Annotated in this window: 18 protein-coding genes; 15 read left to right on the forward strand and 3 right to left on the reverse strand. The window is 71.7% G+C overall.

Translation table 11 applies throughout. The features are described 5' to 3' along the window. Positions 1-96: 96 nt before the first annotated feature. Both ORI94_RS28410 and ORI94_RS28415 read right to left on the reverse strand, forming a co-directional pair. On the reverse strand, positions 97-714 hold the full coding sequence (locus ORI94_RS28410; protein ID WP_266080937.1) for a class F sortase: 618 nt from the start codon (positions 712-714) through the stop codon (positions 97-99). Then, positions 711-1,076: a Tat pathway signal sequence domain protein gene (locus ORI94_RS28415; RefSeq protein ID WP_266080939.1), complete on the reverse strand. Its 366-nt coding sequence runs from the start codon at positions 1,074-1,076 to the stop codon at positions 711-713. The genes ORI94_RS28410 and ORI94_RS28415 overlap by 4 nt, the downstream gene beginning before the upstream one ends. A 647-nt stretch (positions 1,077-1,723) precedes the next feature. Between ORI94_RS28415 and ORI94_RS28420 the strand changes: the two genes are divergently transcribed. From ORI94_RS28420 to ORI94_RS28490, 15 genes are all read left to right on the forward strand, one after another. Continuing rightward, complete coding sequence (locus ORI94_RS28420) at positions 1,724-2,461, forward strand: hypothetical protein (protein ID WP_266080941.1); 738 nt, start codon at positions 1,724-1,726, stop codon at positions 2,459-2,461. Between the two features lie 17 nt (positions 2,462-2,478). Next, entirely contained in the window at positions 2,479-3,432 is a 954-nt protein-coding gene (locus ORI94_RS28425; RefSeq protein ID WP_266080943.1) for a hypothetical protein, read from the forward strand. After that, the gene (locus tag ORI94_RS28430) at positions 3,429-4,736 is read left to right on the forward strand and encodes a CpaF family protein (protein WP_266080945.1); all 1,308 of its coding nucleotides are present in this window, start codon (positions 3,429-3,431) and stop codon (positions 4,734-4,736) included. The genes ORI94_RS28425 and ORI94_RS28430 overlap by 4 nt, the downstream gene beginning before the upstream one ends. Positions 4,737-4,854: 118 nt before the next feature. Beyond that, on the forward strand, positions 4,855-5,850 hold the full coding sequence (locus tag ORI94_RS28435; RefSeq protein WP_266080974.1) for a type II secretion system F family protein: 996 nt from the start codon (positions 4,855-4,857) through the stop codon (positions 5,848-5,850). Positions 5,851-5,864: 14 nt separating this feature from the next. After that, positions 5,865-6,773: a type II secretion system F family protein gene (locus ORI94_RS28440; protein ID WP_266080976.1), complete on the forward strand. Its 909-nt coding sequence runs from the start codon at positions 5,865-5,867 to the stop codon at positions 6,771-6,773. Between the two features lie 120 nt (positions 6,774-6,893). Beyond that, positions 6,894-7,145, forward strand: coding sequence for a hypothetical protein (locus ORI94_RS28445; RefSeq protein WP_062191534.1), 252 nt, complete (start codon positions 6,894-6,896; stop codon positions 7,143-7,145). 93 nt (positions 7,146-7,238) lie between these two features. Next, a complete protein-coding gene (locus tag ORI94_RS28450; protein ID WP_266080949.1) occupies positions 7,239-7,688 on the forward strand; it encodes a TadE family protein in 450 nt (149 codons plus the stop codon). After that, the gene (locus ORI94_RS28455; RefSeq protein ID WP_266080951.1) at positions 7,689-8,183 is read left to right on the forward strand and encodes a TadE/TadG family type IV pilus assembly protein; all 495 of its coding nucleotides are present in this window, start codon (positions 7,689-7,691) and stop codon (positions 8,181-8,183) included. It begins immediately after the preceding gene. Then, positions 8,180-8,641 (forward strand): Tad domain-containing protein, encoded by a 462-nt coding sequence (locus ORI94_RS28460; protein ID WP_266080952.1) that lies wholly within the window; start codon positions 8,180-8,182, stop codon positions 8,639-8,641. The genes ORI94_RS28455 and ORI94_RS28460 overlap by 4 nt, the downstream gene beginning before the upstream one ends. Before the next feature lie 25 nt (positions 8,642-8,666). Beyond that, complete coding sequence (locus tag ORI94_RS28465) at positions 8,667-8,984, forward strand: hypothetical protein (protein WP_266080953.1); 318 nt, start codon at positions 8,667-8,669, stop codon at positions 8,982-8,984. Further along, complete coding sequence (locus ORI94_RS28470) at positions 8,981-10,408, forward strand: putative T7SS-secreted protein (RefSeq protein WP_266080954.1); 1,428 nt, start codon at positions 8,981-8,983, stop codon at positions 10,406-10,408. The genes ORI94_RS28465 and ORI94_RS28470 overlap by 4 nt, the downstream gene beginning before the upstream one ends. Beyond that, positions 10,405-11,730 (forward strand): hypothetical protein, encoded by a 1,326-nt coding sequence (locus tag ORI94_RS28475; protein WP_266080955.1) that lies wholly within the window; start codon positions 10,405-10,407, stop codon positions 11,728-11,730. The genes ORI94_RS28470 and ORI94_RS28475 overlap by 4 nt, the downstream gene beginning before the upstream one ends. Further along, the gene (locus ORI94_RS28480) at positions 11,727-12,332 is read left to right on the forward strand and encodes a hypothetical protein (RefSeq protein WP_266080956.1); all 606 of its coding nucleotides are present in this window, start codon (positions 11,727-11,729) and stop codon (positions 12,330-12,332) included. Before ORI94_RS28475 ends, ORI94_RS28480 begins: the two co-directional genes overlap by 4 nt. Positions 12,333-12,340: 8 nt before the next feature. After that, a complete protein-coding gene (locus tag ORI94_RS28485) occupies positions 12,341-12,931 on the forward strand; it encodes a hypothetical protein (RefSeq protein WP_266080957.1) in 591 nt (196 codons plus the stop codon). Between the two features lie 151 nt (positions 12,932-13,082). Further along, the gene (locus ORI94_RS28490) at positions 13,083-14,516 is read left to right on the forward strand and encodes a PQQ-binding-like beta-propeller repeat protein (RefSeq protein ID WP_266080958.1); all 1,434 of its coding nucleotides are present in this window, start codon (positions 13,083-13,085) and stop codon (positions 14,514-14,516) included. A 117-nt stretch (positions 14,517-14,633) separates the two neighbouring features. Here ORI94_RS28490 and ORI94_RS28495 read toward each other — a convergent pair whose 3' ends face one another. Further along, positions 14,634-14,963 (reverse strand): hypothetical protein, encoded by a 330-nt coding sequence (locus tag ORI94_RS28495; protein ID WP_266080978.1) that lies wholly within the window; start codon positions 14,961-14,963, stop codon positions 14,634-14,636. Between the last annotated feature and the right edge of the window lie 36 nt (positions 14,964-14,999).

Here is a 14,999-nt window from a genome sequence, read left to right on the forward strand (position 1 = left end):
GGGCCGGGGGGGGCGCCGGGGGGCAGGGCGCGTGGGTGCGGGGCGGCGGGGCGGGGGGGCCCCCCGGCCCGGCGGCCCGGAAACCAGCCGGGCGGCTCAGGCGTTCGGGCCGGCGGGGCTCGACGCCGCGAAGGCGATCACGTTGTCGAGGTATGTGTCACCGACGCGTTGGCCGCCGCATGTGATGAGCCGCAGCTCCGGCCGGTCGACGTTCCCGTACACCTCGGCCGACGGGAACTTTGCCTTCGCGACCCTCCGCACCGAGGTGACGGTGAACACCGCCGTCCTGCCGTTCTCCAGGCGTGCCTCGATCCGGTCGCCCCGGTGCAGTGCGGACAGATGCCGGAAGACCCCGTCCCCGTGGGGCCCGACCGTGACGTGGCCGACGATCACCGACGGTCCGGTCTGCCCCGGCGTCGGCGAGTGCTCGTACCAGCCCGCCCGGTCGTGCGCCGTGATCGGAGGCACCTGCATGCTGCCGTCCGGGGCCAGGCCCAGCCGCATGACCGGGGTGTCGACCCCGATGGCCGGGATCCGCAGCCGGAGCGGGACGGAACGCCCGCGAGCGGGCGACGACTTCGAGGGAGGTCGCGAGGGGGACGCCGTGCTTGCGGCGCCCGTGCCCGTGCCCCGCTCGGCCGGATGGCCGCCACAGCCCGCGAGCAGCGAGGTCAGGGCCGCAGTGGTGAAGGCGCGCCTGGAGAGCGTGCTCATGCCCCGGTCGCGCGCCGGCGACGCACGAGGAAGGCCGCGCCGGCGACCAGGGCGACCGCCGTGGCGGCGCCCCCGCCGACCAGCGCGCCCTCGTTCCCCGAGTCCGACGCCGTCGGCGTCACACCGGTGTCCGGCGCTCCGTCGGGCACGACGGGCACCTGGGCCCGGGGCGGCTCGGTGGCGGGGACGGGGCTCGCATCGGTGGCCTCGGAAGGGGCGGGGGTCGCTTCCTGGCGCGGGGGTTCGGTGGCGGCCCGGGTGGGCGCCGGGGTCGGGGACCCGCCGTCGGCGAACGCGGGTACCGCGCCCGCCAGTACGACGGTGCACGCGAGTGCCATGGCGCTGAGGCCGGTTCGGCGCATGAATCGCTCTCTTTCGTCGGTCCGCCCGCCCGGTGGGCGCGGCGGGCTGCGTTACGGATCGAGCGGAGAGACGAGGCGGCGGAGGAGCGGGTTGTAAAGAGGAGGCAAAGTCCTGCGGCCGGGTCTGCGGTCGGGTCTGCGGCCGGGGCTGCTGCCGGACTCGGCCCCGTGACCTCGGTCCCGCGGGGAGGGAAGGGGGCGCGGCGGATGGTCAAGTCGGCTGGTGCCGAGAGCAGTTCGCGTGAGCGAGTCGTGGGGGGTTCACGGGTGGGGTGTGACGGGCCGGGTGGGCCGGGTGGGCGGGGTGGGTGGTCGGCGGGCTCGGCGGTTCGCCGGCGCACAGGGGGTGGGCTGCGTCTTGGCGCAGTCCCCCACCGGGTTGTCCGAGGGCGAAATTGCAGATCAGTAACGGTGCGTCATGTGGTGTCCGTGACGTTCGGTGTGCCTTGAGGGGCTGATGTGTGACTGGTACGGTGCGATGGCTTGACACTCACCTCGACGTTGGCTGTTCACCCAGGTCGGCCCGGTAGGTCCGGCCGCGTCCCGCATGTCTGCGTGCATGTCTGCGTGCGAGCGGGCGCGGGTGAAGTGTCCTGATTTCCGAGGTACTTGGCAGACATCATCTTGGGTGTACGGGGAGCGGTTGCGTGAAGATCCAGGAGCGTACGGGGGCGGGCGCGGGACGTTCCGCTGCTCCGGCTCAGCCGTCGGTCGGTGACCGGCTTCCCACTCCGCCCCGCGAGCGCAAACCCGCGTTGGCCGCGCTCGCGGTGCTGCTGATCCTGGTCGGCGCGCTCGGTGCCACGATGCTGGTGCTCCAGGTCGGGGACCGGATCGAGGTCGTCAAGGTCACCAAGGAGATTCCGGCGGGGCAGTCGGTCGACGGCGGCAACGTCGAGTCCGTGCTCGTCGTCGACGACCCGGAGATCAACTACATCCCGTGGACCCAGCTGGCCGCGCTGAAGAAGCTCAAGGCCGTCAGCACCATCCCGGCCAACGTCGTCGCCGTCGGCGACATGTTCGGTGACGGCGCCAAGATCCCGGACGGCAAGTCCGTCGTCGGCCTGTCCCTCAAGGAAGGGCAGTACCCGGCCGGGATCGATGGCGGCGACACCGTCGCCGTGTACCGCGTCGGGGGTGCCGGATCGGGCTCGGGCTCCGGGGGCGAAGCCGACGAGGACGGCGGTGCCGCGGCGGGCGACAGCAACTCCCTGATCGTCGAGCGGGCCCGGGTGGAGTCCGCACCCGGACAGGGGGGCGACAGCAGCATCGTCAGCAGCACCAACCTGCCCGTGACCCTGCTCGTCGACAGTGCCCGGGCGGCGGCACTGACCCAGGCCGCCTCCAACGGCGAGGTGGCACTCGTCCTCGTTCCTGGCAATTAGAAGGCGGCACCCCACTCATGGCCCTGATCGCCCTCGCCGCCGACAAGGGTTCCCCCGGCGTCACCACCGCGGCCGTCGCTCTCGCGGCGGTCTGGCCGCGGCGTGTGCTGCTCGCCGAGACCGACCCGGCGGGCGGTGACCTCGTCTACCGCAGCGCCGCCGCCCACGGCGGTCCGCTCAACCCCAACACCGGCATGCTGTCCATCGCCGCCACCGCGCGGCGCGGGCTCGTGCCCGACCAACTGTGGGACCACGTCCAGCCGTTGAGCGGCGGACTCGAAGTGCTCGTCGGGCTCGGCAACTCCGAGCAGGCCGCAGGCCTCACCGGACTGTGGCCGACCCTCGGGCAGGCCTTCGCCTCCCTCGCCGACTCCCCGCACGCGGCCGCCGACGTCGTCGCCGACTGCGGGCGGATCAGCGGTGACACGCCGGCGGTCGAGCTGTTCCCGCACGCCTCCCTCGTCCTGCTCGTCTCCCGTACCGAACCGGAGGCCCTCGCCCGGGTCCGGGACCGCGCCGCCGCCCTGGCCGGCAGGCTGAACGGCGGTTCGCGGGTCGCCGGGCCGGGCGGCCCCGTGGTCGGTGTCGTCCTGATCGCCGACACCGGCAGCGCGGCCAAGCTCGCCTCCCAGGTCAACGACATGCTCGTGCACGCCCAGACCGGCGCCCGCGTGGTCGGCACCCTCGCCGACGACCCGGCCGGCGCCGAGCAGCTGGCAGGCCGCAGGCGGGGCCGGCTCGACAAGTCGCTGCTCATCCGCACCGCCCGCAAGGTGACCGCCGACCTGTACCAGCAGTACGGTGCCGCCTGGACGGCCTCTGCCCACGCCGCTCAGCCCCAGCCGCATCAGCCCCAGCAGGGGCAGTACGCACCGCAGACTCAGCCGGGTCAGGCCGGTCGGCCGGGTCGGCCCGGCGGGGCGGCCGTGCAGGGCCGGTCCGACGGCCGTGCCGCCGGAGCCGGGCGATGACCGCTGTCGACCACCAACTGGTCAAGCGGTTCCGACAGGACGCCGGCGACCGCATCTCCGAACAGCGCCGCCTCGACCAGGTCAACGGCGTCACGCCGATGTCCACCGAGGACGAGCGCCAGTTCGCGCGGGCCGTCATCGCACAGATCCTCGAGGAGCACGCCCGCTCCGAGATCAACGCGGGCCGTACACCGCTGGACGCCGAGACCGAGGAGCAGTACGCGGCCGCCGTGCACGCCGCGCTGTTCGGCGTCGGGCGGCTCCAGCCGCTGCTCGACGACCCCGAGGTCGAGAACATCGACATCAACGGCTGCGACCAGGTGTTCGTCGGCTACGCGGACGGTCGCGAGGTGCAGGGCGAGCCCGTCGCCGAGACCGACGAGGAGCTCGTCGAGCTGATCCAGGTGCTCGGCGCGTACTCCGGTCTCTCCTCCCGGCCCTTCGACTCCGCCAACCCGCAGCTCGACCTGCGGCTGCCGGACGGTTCCCGGCTCTCCGCCGTCATGGACGTGACGAGGCGCCCCGCGCTGTCCATCCGGCGGGCCCGCATGGGCAAGGTGTTCATCTCCGACATGGTCGGGAACGGCACGCTCACCCCGGAGCTGGGGCACTTCCTGGCCTGCGCGGTGCGCGCCCGCAAGAACGTCATGATCGCGGGGGCCACGAACGCCGGCAAGACGACGCTGCTGCGCGCCCTCGCCAACGAGATCCCGCCGCACGAACGTCTCATCACCGTCGAACGGGCCCTGGAACTCGGTCTCGACTCCTTCCCCGAACTCCACCCGAACGTGGTGGCGTTCGAGGAGAGGCTGCCCAACTCCGAGGGACAGGGCAGCATTTCCATGGCCGAGCTGGTGCGCCGGTCCCTGCGCATGAACCCCTCGCGGGTCATCGTCGGTGAGGTGCTCGGCGACGAGATCGTGACGATGCTGAACGCGATGTCGCAGGGCAACGACGGTTCACTGTCCACGATCCACGCCAACAGCTCCAGCGAGGTCTTCAACCGCATCTCGACGTACGCCCTGCAGGCGACGGAGCGACTGCCCATCGAGGCCAGCCAGATGCTGATCGCGGGCGCGGTGAACTTCGTCGTCTTCATCGAGCGGCGCAACGAGTTCCAGAACGGCGGCCGGCTCCAGCGCATGGTCACCTCCGTCCGCGAGGTCAACGGCGTCGACGGACGCGTCCTGTCCAGCGAGGTGTTCGCCCAGTCGCCCGACGGCCGGGTCGTGCCGCACGCCCCCATCGCCTGCCTGGAGGAACTGATGGCCTACGGCTACCGCCCCAGCGGAACGTGGGGGTGATGACCCGGTGACCCGTACGACGACCACGGACCTCCCTGCCGCCGCTGCCGACACTGCTGCGGCCGGCACCGTCGCTGATGCCACGGACCTCACCGCCGCCGCCGGCTCGCTCGGCTCGATGGGCGGACTGTTCTCCACCACCGTCCTGTACGCGCTCGCGTGCGGCATCGCCGTCGGCGGCGGACTCGCCCTCCTCGCCGTCGCCGTGCGCGGACTGCCCGCCAAGCCCGAACACGAGAAGCAGAAGGCGAGCGCGCGTGCCGCCGAGCTGATCCGGTTTGCGGGGCAGCGCGGCTCCCTCGCAGCGATCGTCGGCCTGGCCGTGCTGCTGCTGACCCGCTGGACCGTCGCCGGTGTCGCCGCCGCCGTCCTCGTCTTCTTCTGGGACCGCCTGTTCGGCGGCGCCGCGGAGGAACGGGCCGCCATGCGGCGCGTGGAGGCACTGGCCTCCTGGACGGAGTCGCTGCGCGACACCATCGCCGGCGCGGTGGGTCTCGAGCAGGCCATTCCGGCGTCGGCGCGGGCCGCCGCGCCCGTCCTGCGTCCCCATCTCGACGCGCTCGTCGACCGGTTGCGCTCCCGCACCCCACTGCCCGAGGCGCTCCAGCATCTCGCCGACGAGATCGACGACGCCTCCGCCGACATCATCGTCGCCGCGCTCATCCTCAACGCCAAGCTGCGCGGCCCCGGTCTGCGGCAGGTGCTGGGCGCGTTGGCCAAGTCGGCGCGCGAGGAGGTCGACATGCGGCAGCGCGTGATGGCCCAACGGGCCTCCACCCGGCGTTCCGTACAGATCGTCGTGGCCGTCACGATCGCGTTCGTCCTCGGACTGGCCATCTTCAACCGGGAGTTCGTCGAGCCGTACGGGACGGCTGTGGGGCAGCTCGTCCTCGCGTGCGTCTGCGGGCTGTTCGCGCTCGGCTTCTGGTGGCTGCGCAAGCTGTCCACCATCGAGACGCCCGAACGCTTCCTGGTGCGCGACGAGGCGACGGTGCAGTTCGTACGGCCCCGTACTCCGGGGGCGGCGGCCGTCGCGGGGCAGCAGCAGACGGAACCGGGGCACGCGCCGTCGCTGCGGCTGCCGCACCAGCAGGACAGGGGGGTACAGCGGTGAACGACGAACTGACGATGCCGGTGGTCGTCGGCGCGGTCCTCGGACTGGGCGTCTACGTCCTGATCCGGGCCCTGATGCCCACCAGGCGCAGCGCGGTCGCCCAGGTCGCCCGGATCGACGCGATGCGGGCGCGGGGCACGGCGTACGAGTCGGCACGCACGCACAAGGACACCGGCCGGTTCGCGTCGCTGCGTACCGGAGTGGGCGCGCGCATCGCCGAGTTCTACCTCCAGCAGGGCTGGGAGCAGCGCTCGCTGCGCGCCGACCTGGCCGTGCTGGAGCGCGGCTGGGAGAAGTTCCTGGCGACGAAGGTGCTGCTGGCGGCGGGGGGCCTGTTCTTCGGACCGTTCCTCTTCGCGGTGGTCTGGACGCTCGGTTTCAGCAGCAGCCCGGTCGTCCCGGTCTGGCTGGCGCTGCTCTGCTCGGTCGTCTTCTTCTTCCTGCCCGACCTGGAGGTACGCCGGGACGCCGCCGAGAAGCGGCGCGACCTGCGCCGGGTCATCGGCGCCTATCTGGACCTGGTGTCGATGAGCCTGGCCGGCGGGCGGGGCCTGCCCGAGGCGCTGATGGCGGCGGCAGAGGTGTCCGACGGCTGGGCGACGCAGCGCATCCGCAACGCCCTCGCCGACGCCCGGATCACCGGTGTCAGCCAGTGGCAGGCGCTGGGGCAGCTCGGGGACGAGCTGGGCGTCGAGGAGCTGAAGGACCTCTCCGCCTCCCTCGCCCTGGTCGCGGACGACGGCGCCAAGGTCCGCGAGTCCCTCGCGTCCCGCGCGGAGACCATGCGGCACCGCGAACTCTCCGAGATCGAGGGCAGCGCGGGCGAGAAGTCCCAGTCGATGCTCGTGGCGCAGCTGCTGCTGTGTGCGGGGTTCCTCGTGTTCCTGATCTTCCCGGCGGCGATGAGGGTGTTCCAGGTGTGAGAACCGTGAACGGGGGCGGTGCCGTAGCGCACCACGGGCCCCGCACCGCCCCTCGCGAACCAACAGCCGTGAACCGTACGTCAGAGCCTCTGTGAACCGCATACGAAAGGACGAAGCGTCATGAACGGACGTACCTTCCACACCGGCGTCCCCGCCGTGGACTTCCTGGTCACCTTCCTGCAGGCCCGCGTGGAGCGTGCCCGCTCCGGCGAACTGGACCGCGGTGCCTCCGCTGTGGAGTGGGTCATCATCTCGGCGGTCGTCGTCGCGATCGTCGGCGTGGTCGCCGCCATCATCAACGCGGCGCTGAGCGACGGCGCCAAGAAGGTCGGGGACTGCATCAAGGGCGCGAACGCGGGAAGCACCTGCTGACCGTCCGTACTGTGTCGCTGCCTGTGTCGCTGCTTTTGCCGTTGTTTTTGTCACTGCCGAACGTCTGACACCTGACGCCTACGGGGAACGGGGATGCCGGTGCGCGTACGTCGCTGGGTACGCCGACGGGTGGAGGCCGCCTCCGCCCGCGGCGACTCCGGCATGACCGCGATCGAGTTCGTGCTGCTCACTCCGGTCCTGTTCTTCATGATCTTCGCGGCGGTGCAGTTCGCGCTGTACTTCTTCGCGGACCACGTCGCCCAGGCGGCGGCGCAGGCGGGCGCGCGCACGGCACGGGCGACGGCGCACGACCAGCCCGGCGGCTGGCGGGGCGAGGCACAGGACGTGGTGGACAGCTACATCCGGCAACTGGGACCGCAGTTGGTGCTCTCGCCGGACGTGCGGATGCTCCAGCCGGAGCAGGACACGGTGGGTGTGGAGATCACGGCCCGCATCCCGACGGTGTTCCCGGGCCTCGACCTCACGGTGCACGCCCGGTCGGCGGGGCCGGTGGAGCGGTTCGTGGAAGAGGGGGAGAACTAGATGGACCTCCCCCTTCGGCCGGAGCGCCGGGGACCGGTGGACGGCCGGGGCCTGTCCCGTCGGCTGCCCGCGGACGGCCGGGGCCTGTCCCGTCGGCTGCCTGCGGACGACCGTGGCCTGTCCACCGTCGAGGTGGTGATCCTCGCCCCGGTGATGATCCTGTTCATCCTGGTGCTGGTGGCGTTCGGACAACTGGTGAGCGGGCGCGGCGCGCTGGACGGCGCCGCCCGGGACGCGGCACGCGCGGGCTCCATCCAGAAGGACCACGTGCGGGCGATGGCCGAGGCGCGCGACGCGGCCGAGGCGAACCTCGCGGACGTCTGCTCGGGTCCGGTGAACGTCGTACAGACCAGTCCGGGCTTCGCGCCGGACACCCTCTTCACGGTCGAGGTGAGCTGCGAGGTGCGCGGCCTGGCCATGCTGGGGCTGAACATCCCGACGACCCTTTCCGCGAGCTTCAGTTCACCGCTGGACCCGTACCGGAGGACGGTGTGAGGGCACAGGTGCGTACGTGGCTGAAGCGTCGCGGTCCCGGGTTCGACGACCGCGGCTCCGGCGCCGGCGCGGTCATCGTCTTCGCGCTGGTCTTCCTCTCCCTCGCGGCCTTCGTCATCGACGGCGGCCTCTCCATCTCCCAGCGCGAACGCGCCGCCGACATCGCGGAACAGGCCGCCCGCTACGCCGCCCAGGACATCGACCGCGAGGCCCTGTACGAGAACGTGGACGAGCCCGCGCCCATCAACTACGAGAACTGCGACGCCCGGGTGAAGGCCTTCGCCCAGGAGATGGACATGTCCGGCGCGGACGTCGCCGGTACGCACTGCGTGGCGGCGAGCCCGCAAGGAGTCGAGGTGCAGGTCCAGTTGACGTACTCGCCCGTCTTCACCGGTGTGTTCTACGGCGGGGACGTGGTGGTCCGCGGCCAGGCGGTGGCGGAGAACGAGGTCGGCTGAGCCGGGGCCCGAGTGAGGAGTACCCATGGGAGACCAGGAAGCGGACATAGCGCGGATCAAGGAGAGCGCCCGCGCGCTGAAGCGCGTCCGCGACACCTTCGCGGAGCGGGCGAACCCGGCCGACGGGTACGGCGTCGACGACATCGGCTCGCAGAGGATCCTGGACGCCTTCGACGCGTTCGACAGCAACTGGAAGATCCGCCGCAGGCAGCTCACGGAGGAGCTGGAGAAACTGCACGGGATCACCAAGGGTGCCGCCGAGTCGTACGAGACGCTCGACCACGAACTCGCCGAGGCCCTCAGGAGCACCGACGACCGGCAGCCGAAGGGGGGCGGGAAATGACGGCGCGCCCCGCCACGCACCGCTGGGCCGTGCTCGACGAGTCCTCCGACCCGGTCCCCGGCGACCCGGACGCGGTCGCACGTCTCGGACGGCAACTGCGCAAGACCGCCGAGGCCATCGACAAGGAAGCCCGCGAGATCAAGGCGCTGGCGTCCGTGGAGAACTGGAAGGGCAAGGCGGCCACCGAGTTCCGGGGCGCGGCCGAGGGCGCCGGCGACAAGCTCCGCAAGGCGTTCAAGCGCTACGACGAGGCCGCCGACGCGCTCGGCACACAGGTGCGGGACGGGGTGTGCGGCAACGAGTTCGCCTCGGAACTGCATCGCGCCCAGCAGATGGCCGACAAGGCGCTGCGGGACGCGGAGACGGCCGACGAGGACCTGGGGTCCGCGAAGCGGTCGCTGGACGGACTGCCCGACGGCACCCCGAAGGACGATCCGGACAGGAAGAGGCACACCCGGCAGCAGGAGGCGGCGTCCTCCGCCCTGTCGGCGGCGAAGGAGGCGCTGGAGACCGCCAAGGGCATCCGCGACCGTGCCGCGCGAAGGGCCGCCGACGCGATCCACGACGTCATCGAGAGCGACGGGCTGAAGGACGGCTGGAAGGACAAGTTCAAGAACTGGGTCCACGAGAACGCCGGCTGGCTCAAGGAGATCTCCAAGTGGGCGGGACGCATCGCCCTGTGGGCGGGAGTGGCGGCCCTGGCCCTGGGCTGGATCCCGGTCATCGGGCAGGCCATCGCCGCCGTGGCCGGCGCCGTCGCCCTGGCGGCCAGCGTCGTGGCGCTCGCCACCGACCTGGTGCTCGCGCTGGGCGGTGAGGGAAGCTGGAAGGCGGTGATCCTGGACGCCGTGGGCGTCGCCACCTTCGGTCTCGGACGGGCGGCGGTGGCCGGGGCCAAGGGCGTGGCCGCCGGAAGCAAGGCCCTGGCACGCAGCAACCTCTACAAGAACGCCGTGGCGTCCGGCATGAAGACCAACAAGGCCTGGAACCTCGCCAACCGCGGCGCCCAGGGGAGCATCCGGGGAAAGGACGCGGCACAGGCGATGGCGAACATGCCCAAGGGGAAGCTTCCCAACTGGAGCAACATCAAGGAGGGCTTCAGCCCGTCCGCCATGTACCGGGACACGGTCGACGGCGTGAGGTCGGTCGGCAACGCGTTCTCCGGACAGGGCTGGCGCGACGGGCTCAGCACCATGGCCGCCCCCCGCTCGGCGGGCACCCTGGACCCCGATCTCGCCAGGACGGCCGCCGGTCTCGACGGCATCGCACCGGCAGCGCGGGAACTGCCCGCGGTCAGCAGCGCGCTGAGCAACTTCACCGGCCAGACCAACGTCTGGGCGGGCGCCACGTCCACCGGCACCATCGCCGGCGCGGAGGGCGCCTACGGAACGGTCACCTCCCTCTACGACGGGGTCACGAGGTGATTCCCGAGCCCGCCCTCAGGCCGGCCGCCTCGCGCGGCCCCGGCCTGGAACGATGCCACGCCTCCCGGCTCTACGCGCAGGACGGCGCTCTCGTCCTGCGCACCCGCGGCCGTACCCGCCGCTTCCCGGTCGGCGGGACCGCCGGTGTCGCCCGTGCCGTGTTCGTCGACGCGGCGGGTGGGGACAGAACGCGCGTGGGGCCCGACCTCCCCGGCTCCTGGGGAGAGGTGCAACTGCAGGACGGGGACGGCGCGCTGGTCGGCCGCTTCGACATCGAGGACTGGCTGCCCGAGGCCCCCGCGCTGCCCAAGCGGTCGGTGCAGGGCGAACAACTGCTCGCCCGGACGGGCGTGGCGGGACTGCTGCGGGCCGCGGAGGTGCCACTGCACGTCGTACGGGACGGAAACGACCCCCTGGTGGCCACGAAGGGCGCGGGCGCCTCCCTCGGCCCGGGCCGTTCCTTCCCGGCCTGGTACTGGGGTGTGCGCGCCGTCGCGGGGAGCGTCTGGTTCGCGGTGTTCACGTGGGTCGTGTTCTCCGACACGACGGTCCCCTGGATCGTCCTGCTGCTCGCCGCGACCGCCTTCTCGGCGCCCGTGGCACGGCTGGCGCTGCGGGGCCGGACCCGGCTGCGGACGGGGCGCCACGACCCCGTCGTCCGTGAACGCGTCCGGCCCGGCCCCGCGCGGGAGACCGGGGCGACGGTCAGGTTCCGCCGGGACACCGAGCTGCGGGTACAGGACCGGGACCTCGTCCTGCGCGACCTGGGTGGCCAGGAGTACTGGTTCGCGCTGTCCGGCCCGCACGCGGTGACCTCGCTGGTCCGGGTGGAGGACCGCACGGGCAGGCCGGTCGGTGTCGAGCTCCGGGGCCCCGGGGAGCAGGTGCGGGCGGTGTTCCCGTGGGACCTGTGGTTCGGCGGCGAGGAGGGCGCCGAGGGGTGGTCGCGGCTGCGCCGGGCCGCCGGGCTCGCGGTGTCCGAGCGCCGCCTGGGCGGCAGGGGGACCGCCTGGCCCAAGGGGCCGGTACTGGGCACCGGGCTGCTGCCCGGCTCCGGCGGGGAGGCCCGTCGCACGGCGCGGTTCCCCGGCACCGTCGCCGGGGTGTCGTCCACCGCCGTCATGGCCTTCGGCTCCTTCTTCTCCGTGGTCCAGGGCCTGCGGATCGCGGACCCGGCCCCGGGGCCGGCGGCCGCCGCGGTCCTCATGGGGGCGCTCGGCCTCGTCCTGCAGGCCGTGCCGTACGCGATCCACCAGCTGCGCAGCCGGCTCCTGCTCGACCGGCCGGTTGTGGAACGGACGTCCAGGGAAGGCAGCCGATGACACGCACCGGGAAGAGCGCCCCGCCCGCCGACTACCACCTGCTCCTGCCGGAAGGATGGTTCCGGATCCTGCTGGACCCGGAACAGCGCGACAGGTCGGTCGACGCGCTGGTGGAACGGCAGTTCCACGGCATCGACAACGCACCCCACCTCAAGGACGAGCTGCGCGCGGACCTGCGCCGCCGTGCCGCCGAGGCGCACCGCGGCGGCGGCATCGAGCTGTACCTCAGCCTCCAGGAGGCGGGGCCCGTCACCGTCCCCGCCTCGCTGCTGGTGAGCCTGGCACCGCTCCGCCACGCCGAACCGCTGCCGCCGGAGGCTCTGGCCCGGGCCTTCACCCAGGACGCCGATCCGGCCGAGGCGACGGAGGTCGGCATCGAGGAACTGGCGGCGGGCACCGCCGTACGGGTGCGCAGAACGACGCGCCAACCGGGGGAGGAGAAGGGCGGGGGCCACGTCTCCGTCTCGGTGGAGTACCACGTACCCGTCCCCGGCACGACGGAGTTCCTGCTGCTCACCTTCTCCACGCCCCTGGAGCCGATCGCCGACGCGATGGCCGGCCTCTTCGACGCGATCGCCTCCTCGCTGACCTGGACGGAGTGACCACGGACATGACCGACGACCTGTCGAACCTCGGCCTGGAGTGCTCGGAGGACTGGGTGCCGTTCCCCCTGTCCGGCACCCTGGACCTGGACTACTGGGCCACGCACCAGGCGAAGGAACTCGTCGAACGGTACGAGCGCGACGGGGAGAAGGGAAACGCCCGCCTGCTGGCCCGCGACCTCAAGCGCGCGGCGGCCGACTGCCGTACCCGCGACCCCCTCGGCGCCTTCGGCTGGTACGTCAGCGGGCACCATGCGGTGGCGGCCGTCCTGGAACTCGACGCCGTCCATCCGGACGCCACCCACCCCGAGGTCACCCTCCCCCTGCTCACCGGGGCCATGTCGGCGCGGGACTTCGGAGAACCGGACGTCCGCGAGACGCGGCTGCCCCTCGGCGACGCCGTACGCATCCGCCAGAACCTCGTCGAGGACAGGAAGCGCCTCCTCGGACCGCGTCCGGTGATCCGCACCCTCTTCTACGGCGTCCGGCCGGTCACGACGGACGCCGCGGTCACCCTCCTGGTCTCCTGGACGGAGCCGGTCCTGGACGAACCCCTGGAAGACATCGTGGACGGCATCGCGCACACGCTGTCGCTCTGACGCGCCTCCCGAGAGGAGAGGGGCGACGAACCAGGCGGCCGGTGAGCTGGCCGGAGGCAGGCCGGCTCCATTCGACGCAATTGCATCTCCGGTGCGAGCCGGTACCGTGCACCAGTCCCGCAGCTTCCTGATCCTCAGGGCGGGAAACCGAGTGGAGGACGCAGCAGTGTGCGCAGAGCCGGAGACGGACGAGCTCCGTCCGGCGGGCCGAGACCGGCTTCATGAACAGGATCGTGCCGAAGCGGCTGTGTCTGGGGAACAGCCGAAAGAGGATCCCGTACCTCAACGGGCCATCGGCCCGACGACTCGTACCCGCCGGCACCTTCTGCTTACAGCAGCTGCGTTGGGGGCCGTCGGCCTGGGGTTCGGTGGCTGGCGACTCATGGGCGGCAACGATGGTGGCGGCGATTCGGACAACGAGCGGCAAGGCAGGGCATCCGGCTCCGGCGGCAGTGAGGTATCCAAAGCCGAGGAACAGGGCGGCACACAGCGTTGGACGGTGCCGGAGTGCTTCACGACGTCCCCCGCATCGATAGCCGGTGGCACCCTCCACGTCGGTGGCTACGACTGGGAGAGCGACTTGCTCCTGGCCCTCGATGCCACGGATGGGAGGACGCTCTGGTCCTTCCCGCTCACCGGCATGCTGAGAACGGCCCCAGCGGTCGTCGACGGCACCGTGTATGCGACCTGCATCGGCGGCATGCTGTACGCAGTTGACGCGAGCAACGGAAAGGAACGCTGGTCCTTCCAACCCGGCGGACGACCGGCCCGGAAGCAGGTGATCGTCGAAGGCCCCCATGGGGAGCAACAGACGTTCTCCACACGCGGCAGCCGAGTCGTCACTGCTCCGGTGGTCGCCGACGGCAGCGTGTACGTCGGCAGTGTCGACGGTACCGACGGTGAGCTGTACGCGATCGACGCCACCACCGGGAAGCAGCGTTGGCGTTACTCCTACCCTTCGTACGACCCTGGCCTCGAGGCGCTGGCTCCGGTCGTCGTCGAGGGCACTGTCTGCATCGCAGGCGTCGACGGCACCCTGTTCGCCGTCGACACCGCCACCGGAAAGAAGCGCTGGACACGTCCTGGTGACGGCGCCCAGAAGTTCCCGCCCGTCGCGGACGCATCCGGAACGGTCTATCTTCCCAGCGGCCACGGCACGCTGCACGCCTTGGACGCCGTCAGCGGAAAGCGACGCTGGACCTTCCGGGGCGAGGGCCGGTTCCTGGCACCTGTCGCCTTCGGCGAGGCCGTCTATGTGCAGGAGGACCAGGGAAACCTGTACGCGGTCGACGGCACGAGCGGAAAGCAGCGCTGGAGTTTCTCCCTCAAGGACAAGGCGGAAGTACTCACCACGCCGGTCGTCGACGGTGGCACGGTCTGCTTCAGCGACAAGGGAGTGCTGTATGCCGTTGATGCTGGGACCGGCCGCGAGCGCTGGGCTTTCGACAGCACCTACCAGGAGACCGAGACCGGCAACATCGCGACCAAGATGCCGCCTGTCATCGGTGAAGGCATGGTCTACTTCGTCGTCGGCGGCACGTTGAGTGACGAATTGTCGTCCACTCTGTACGCCGTGGCCCTCTGAGACCAGCCCCAGGCGGGCAGCTCCGAGGCGAGGTCCGCGGTAGGTGAAGCGCCGGAGGCGAGGTCACTTCGTGCGGAATCCGGCCGGGGCGGCATGCGGTCCCGCGGTGTCGCCCCGCTACGTGTCGGCCCTGCCGCCCCGTTCGTCCTTGACCTGCATCTTGTCCTTGACCTGTCGGGTGAGTTCGTCGTCGAGTTTCTTGAACTCGCGGACGACGGCGTCGGACAGGCCGGCGAGGGCGTCGAGCTGCTGGGAGATGTCCTCGCGGCCGTCCTCCCAGTTGGACTCGAAGTCGGAGAGCGCGTCGTTGACGCTGCCGTCACCGATGTCGTCCTTGTAGGAGTCGAAGAGTTTCCTGGTGTGGTTCAGCCGTGTCCTGAGCGACCGCAGCCGGCGTCCGTAGTCCTCCATCTCGCTCAGCGGGAGCGCGAGGTCGCTCTTGCCCATGGCCCGGAGTCCTCTCTTCTGCGGATCTTCTGCGGA

Origin of the sequence: Streptomyces sp. NEAU-W12, from assembly GCF_026242095.1 — a bacterium.
Classification (GTDB): Bacteria; Actinomycetota; Actinomycetes; order Streptomycetales; family Streptomycetaceae; genus Streptomyces.

What these genes read in the sequence shown, in the direction of transcription:
- ORI94_RS28465 (WP_266080953.1), top strand. Translation starts at nt 8,667, where the DNA reads ATGGGAGACCAGGAAGCGGACATAGCGCGGATCAAGGAGAGCGCCCGC.
- ORI94_RS28445 (WP_062191534.1), top strand. Translation starts at nt 6,894, where the DNA reads ATGAACGGACGTACCTTCCACACCGGCGTCCCCGCCGTGGACTTCCTG.
- ORI94_RS28415 (WP_266080939.1), bottom strand. Translation starts at nt 1,076, where the DNA reads ATGCGCCGAACCGGCCTCAGCGCCATGGCACTCGCGTGCACCGTCGTA.
- ORI94_RS28450 (WP_266080949.1), top strand. Translation starts at nt 7,239, where the DNA reads ATGCCGGTGCGCGTACGTCGCTGGGTACGCCGACGGGTGGAGGCCGCC.
- ORI94_RS28440 (WP_266080976.1), top strand. Translation starts at nt 5,865, where the DNA reads ATGCCGGTGGTCGTCGGCGCGGTCCTCGGACTGGGCGTCTACGTCCTG.
- ORI94_RS28495 (WP_266080978.1), bottom strand. Translation starts at nt 14,963, where the DNA reads ATGGGCAAGAGCGACCTCGCGCTCCCGCTGAGCGAGATGGAGGACTAC.
- ORI94_RS28430 (WP_266080945.1), top strand. Translation starts at nt 3,429, where the DNA reads ATGACCGCTGTCGACCACCAACTGGTCAAGCGGTTCCGACAGGACGCC.
- ORI94_RS28480 (WP_266080956.1), top strand. Translation starts at nt 11,727, where the DNA reads ATGACACGCACCGGGAAGAGCGCCCCGCCCGCCGACTACCACCTGCTC.
- ORI94_RS28470 (WP_266080954.1), top strand. Translation starts at nt 8,981, where the DNA reads ATGACGGCGCGCCCCGCCACGCACCGCTGGGCCGTGCTCGACGAGTCC.
- ORI94_RS28435 (WP_266080974.1), top strand. Translation starts at nt 4,855, where the DNA reads ATGGGCGGACTGTTCTCCACCACCGTCCTGTACGCGCTCGCGTGCGGC.
- ORI94_RS28425 (WP_266080943.1), top strand. Translation starts at nt 2,479, where the DNA reads ATGGCCCTGATCGCCCTCGCCGCCGACAAGGGTTCCCCCGGCGTCACC.
- ORI94_RS28485 (WP_266080957.1), top strand. Translation starts at nt 12,341, where the DNA reads ATGACCGACGACCTGTCGAACCTCGGCCTGGAGTGCTCGGAGGACTGG.
- ORI94_RS28410 (WP_266080937.1), bottom strand. Translation starts at nt 714, where the DNA reads ATGAGCACGCTCTCCAGGCGCGCCTTCACCACTGCGGCCCTGACCTCG.
- ORI94_RS28455 (WP_266080951.1), top strand. Translation starts at nt 7,689, where the DNA reads ATGGACCTCCCCCTTCGGCCGGAGCGCCGGGGACCGGTGGACGGCCGG.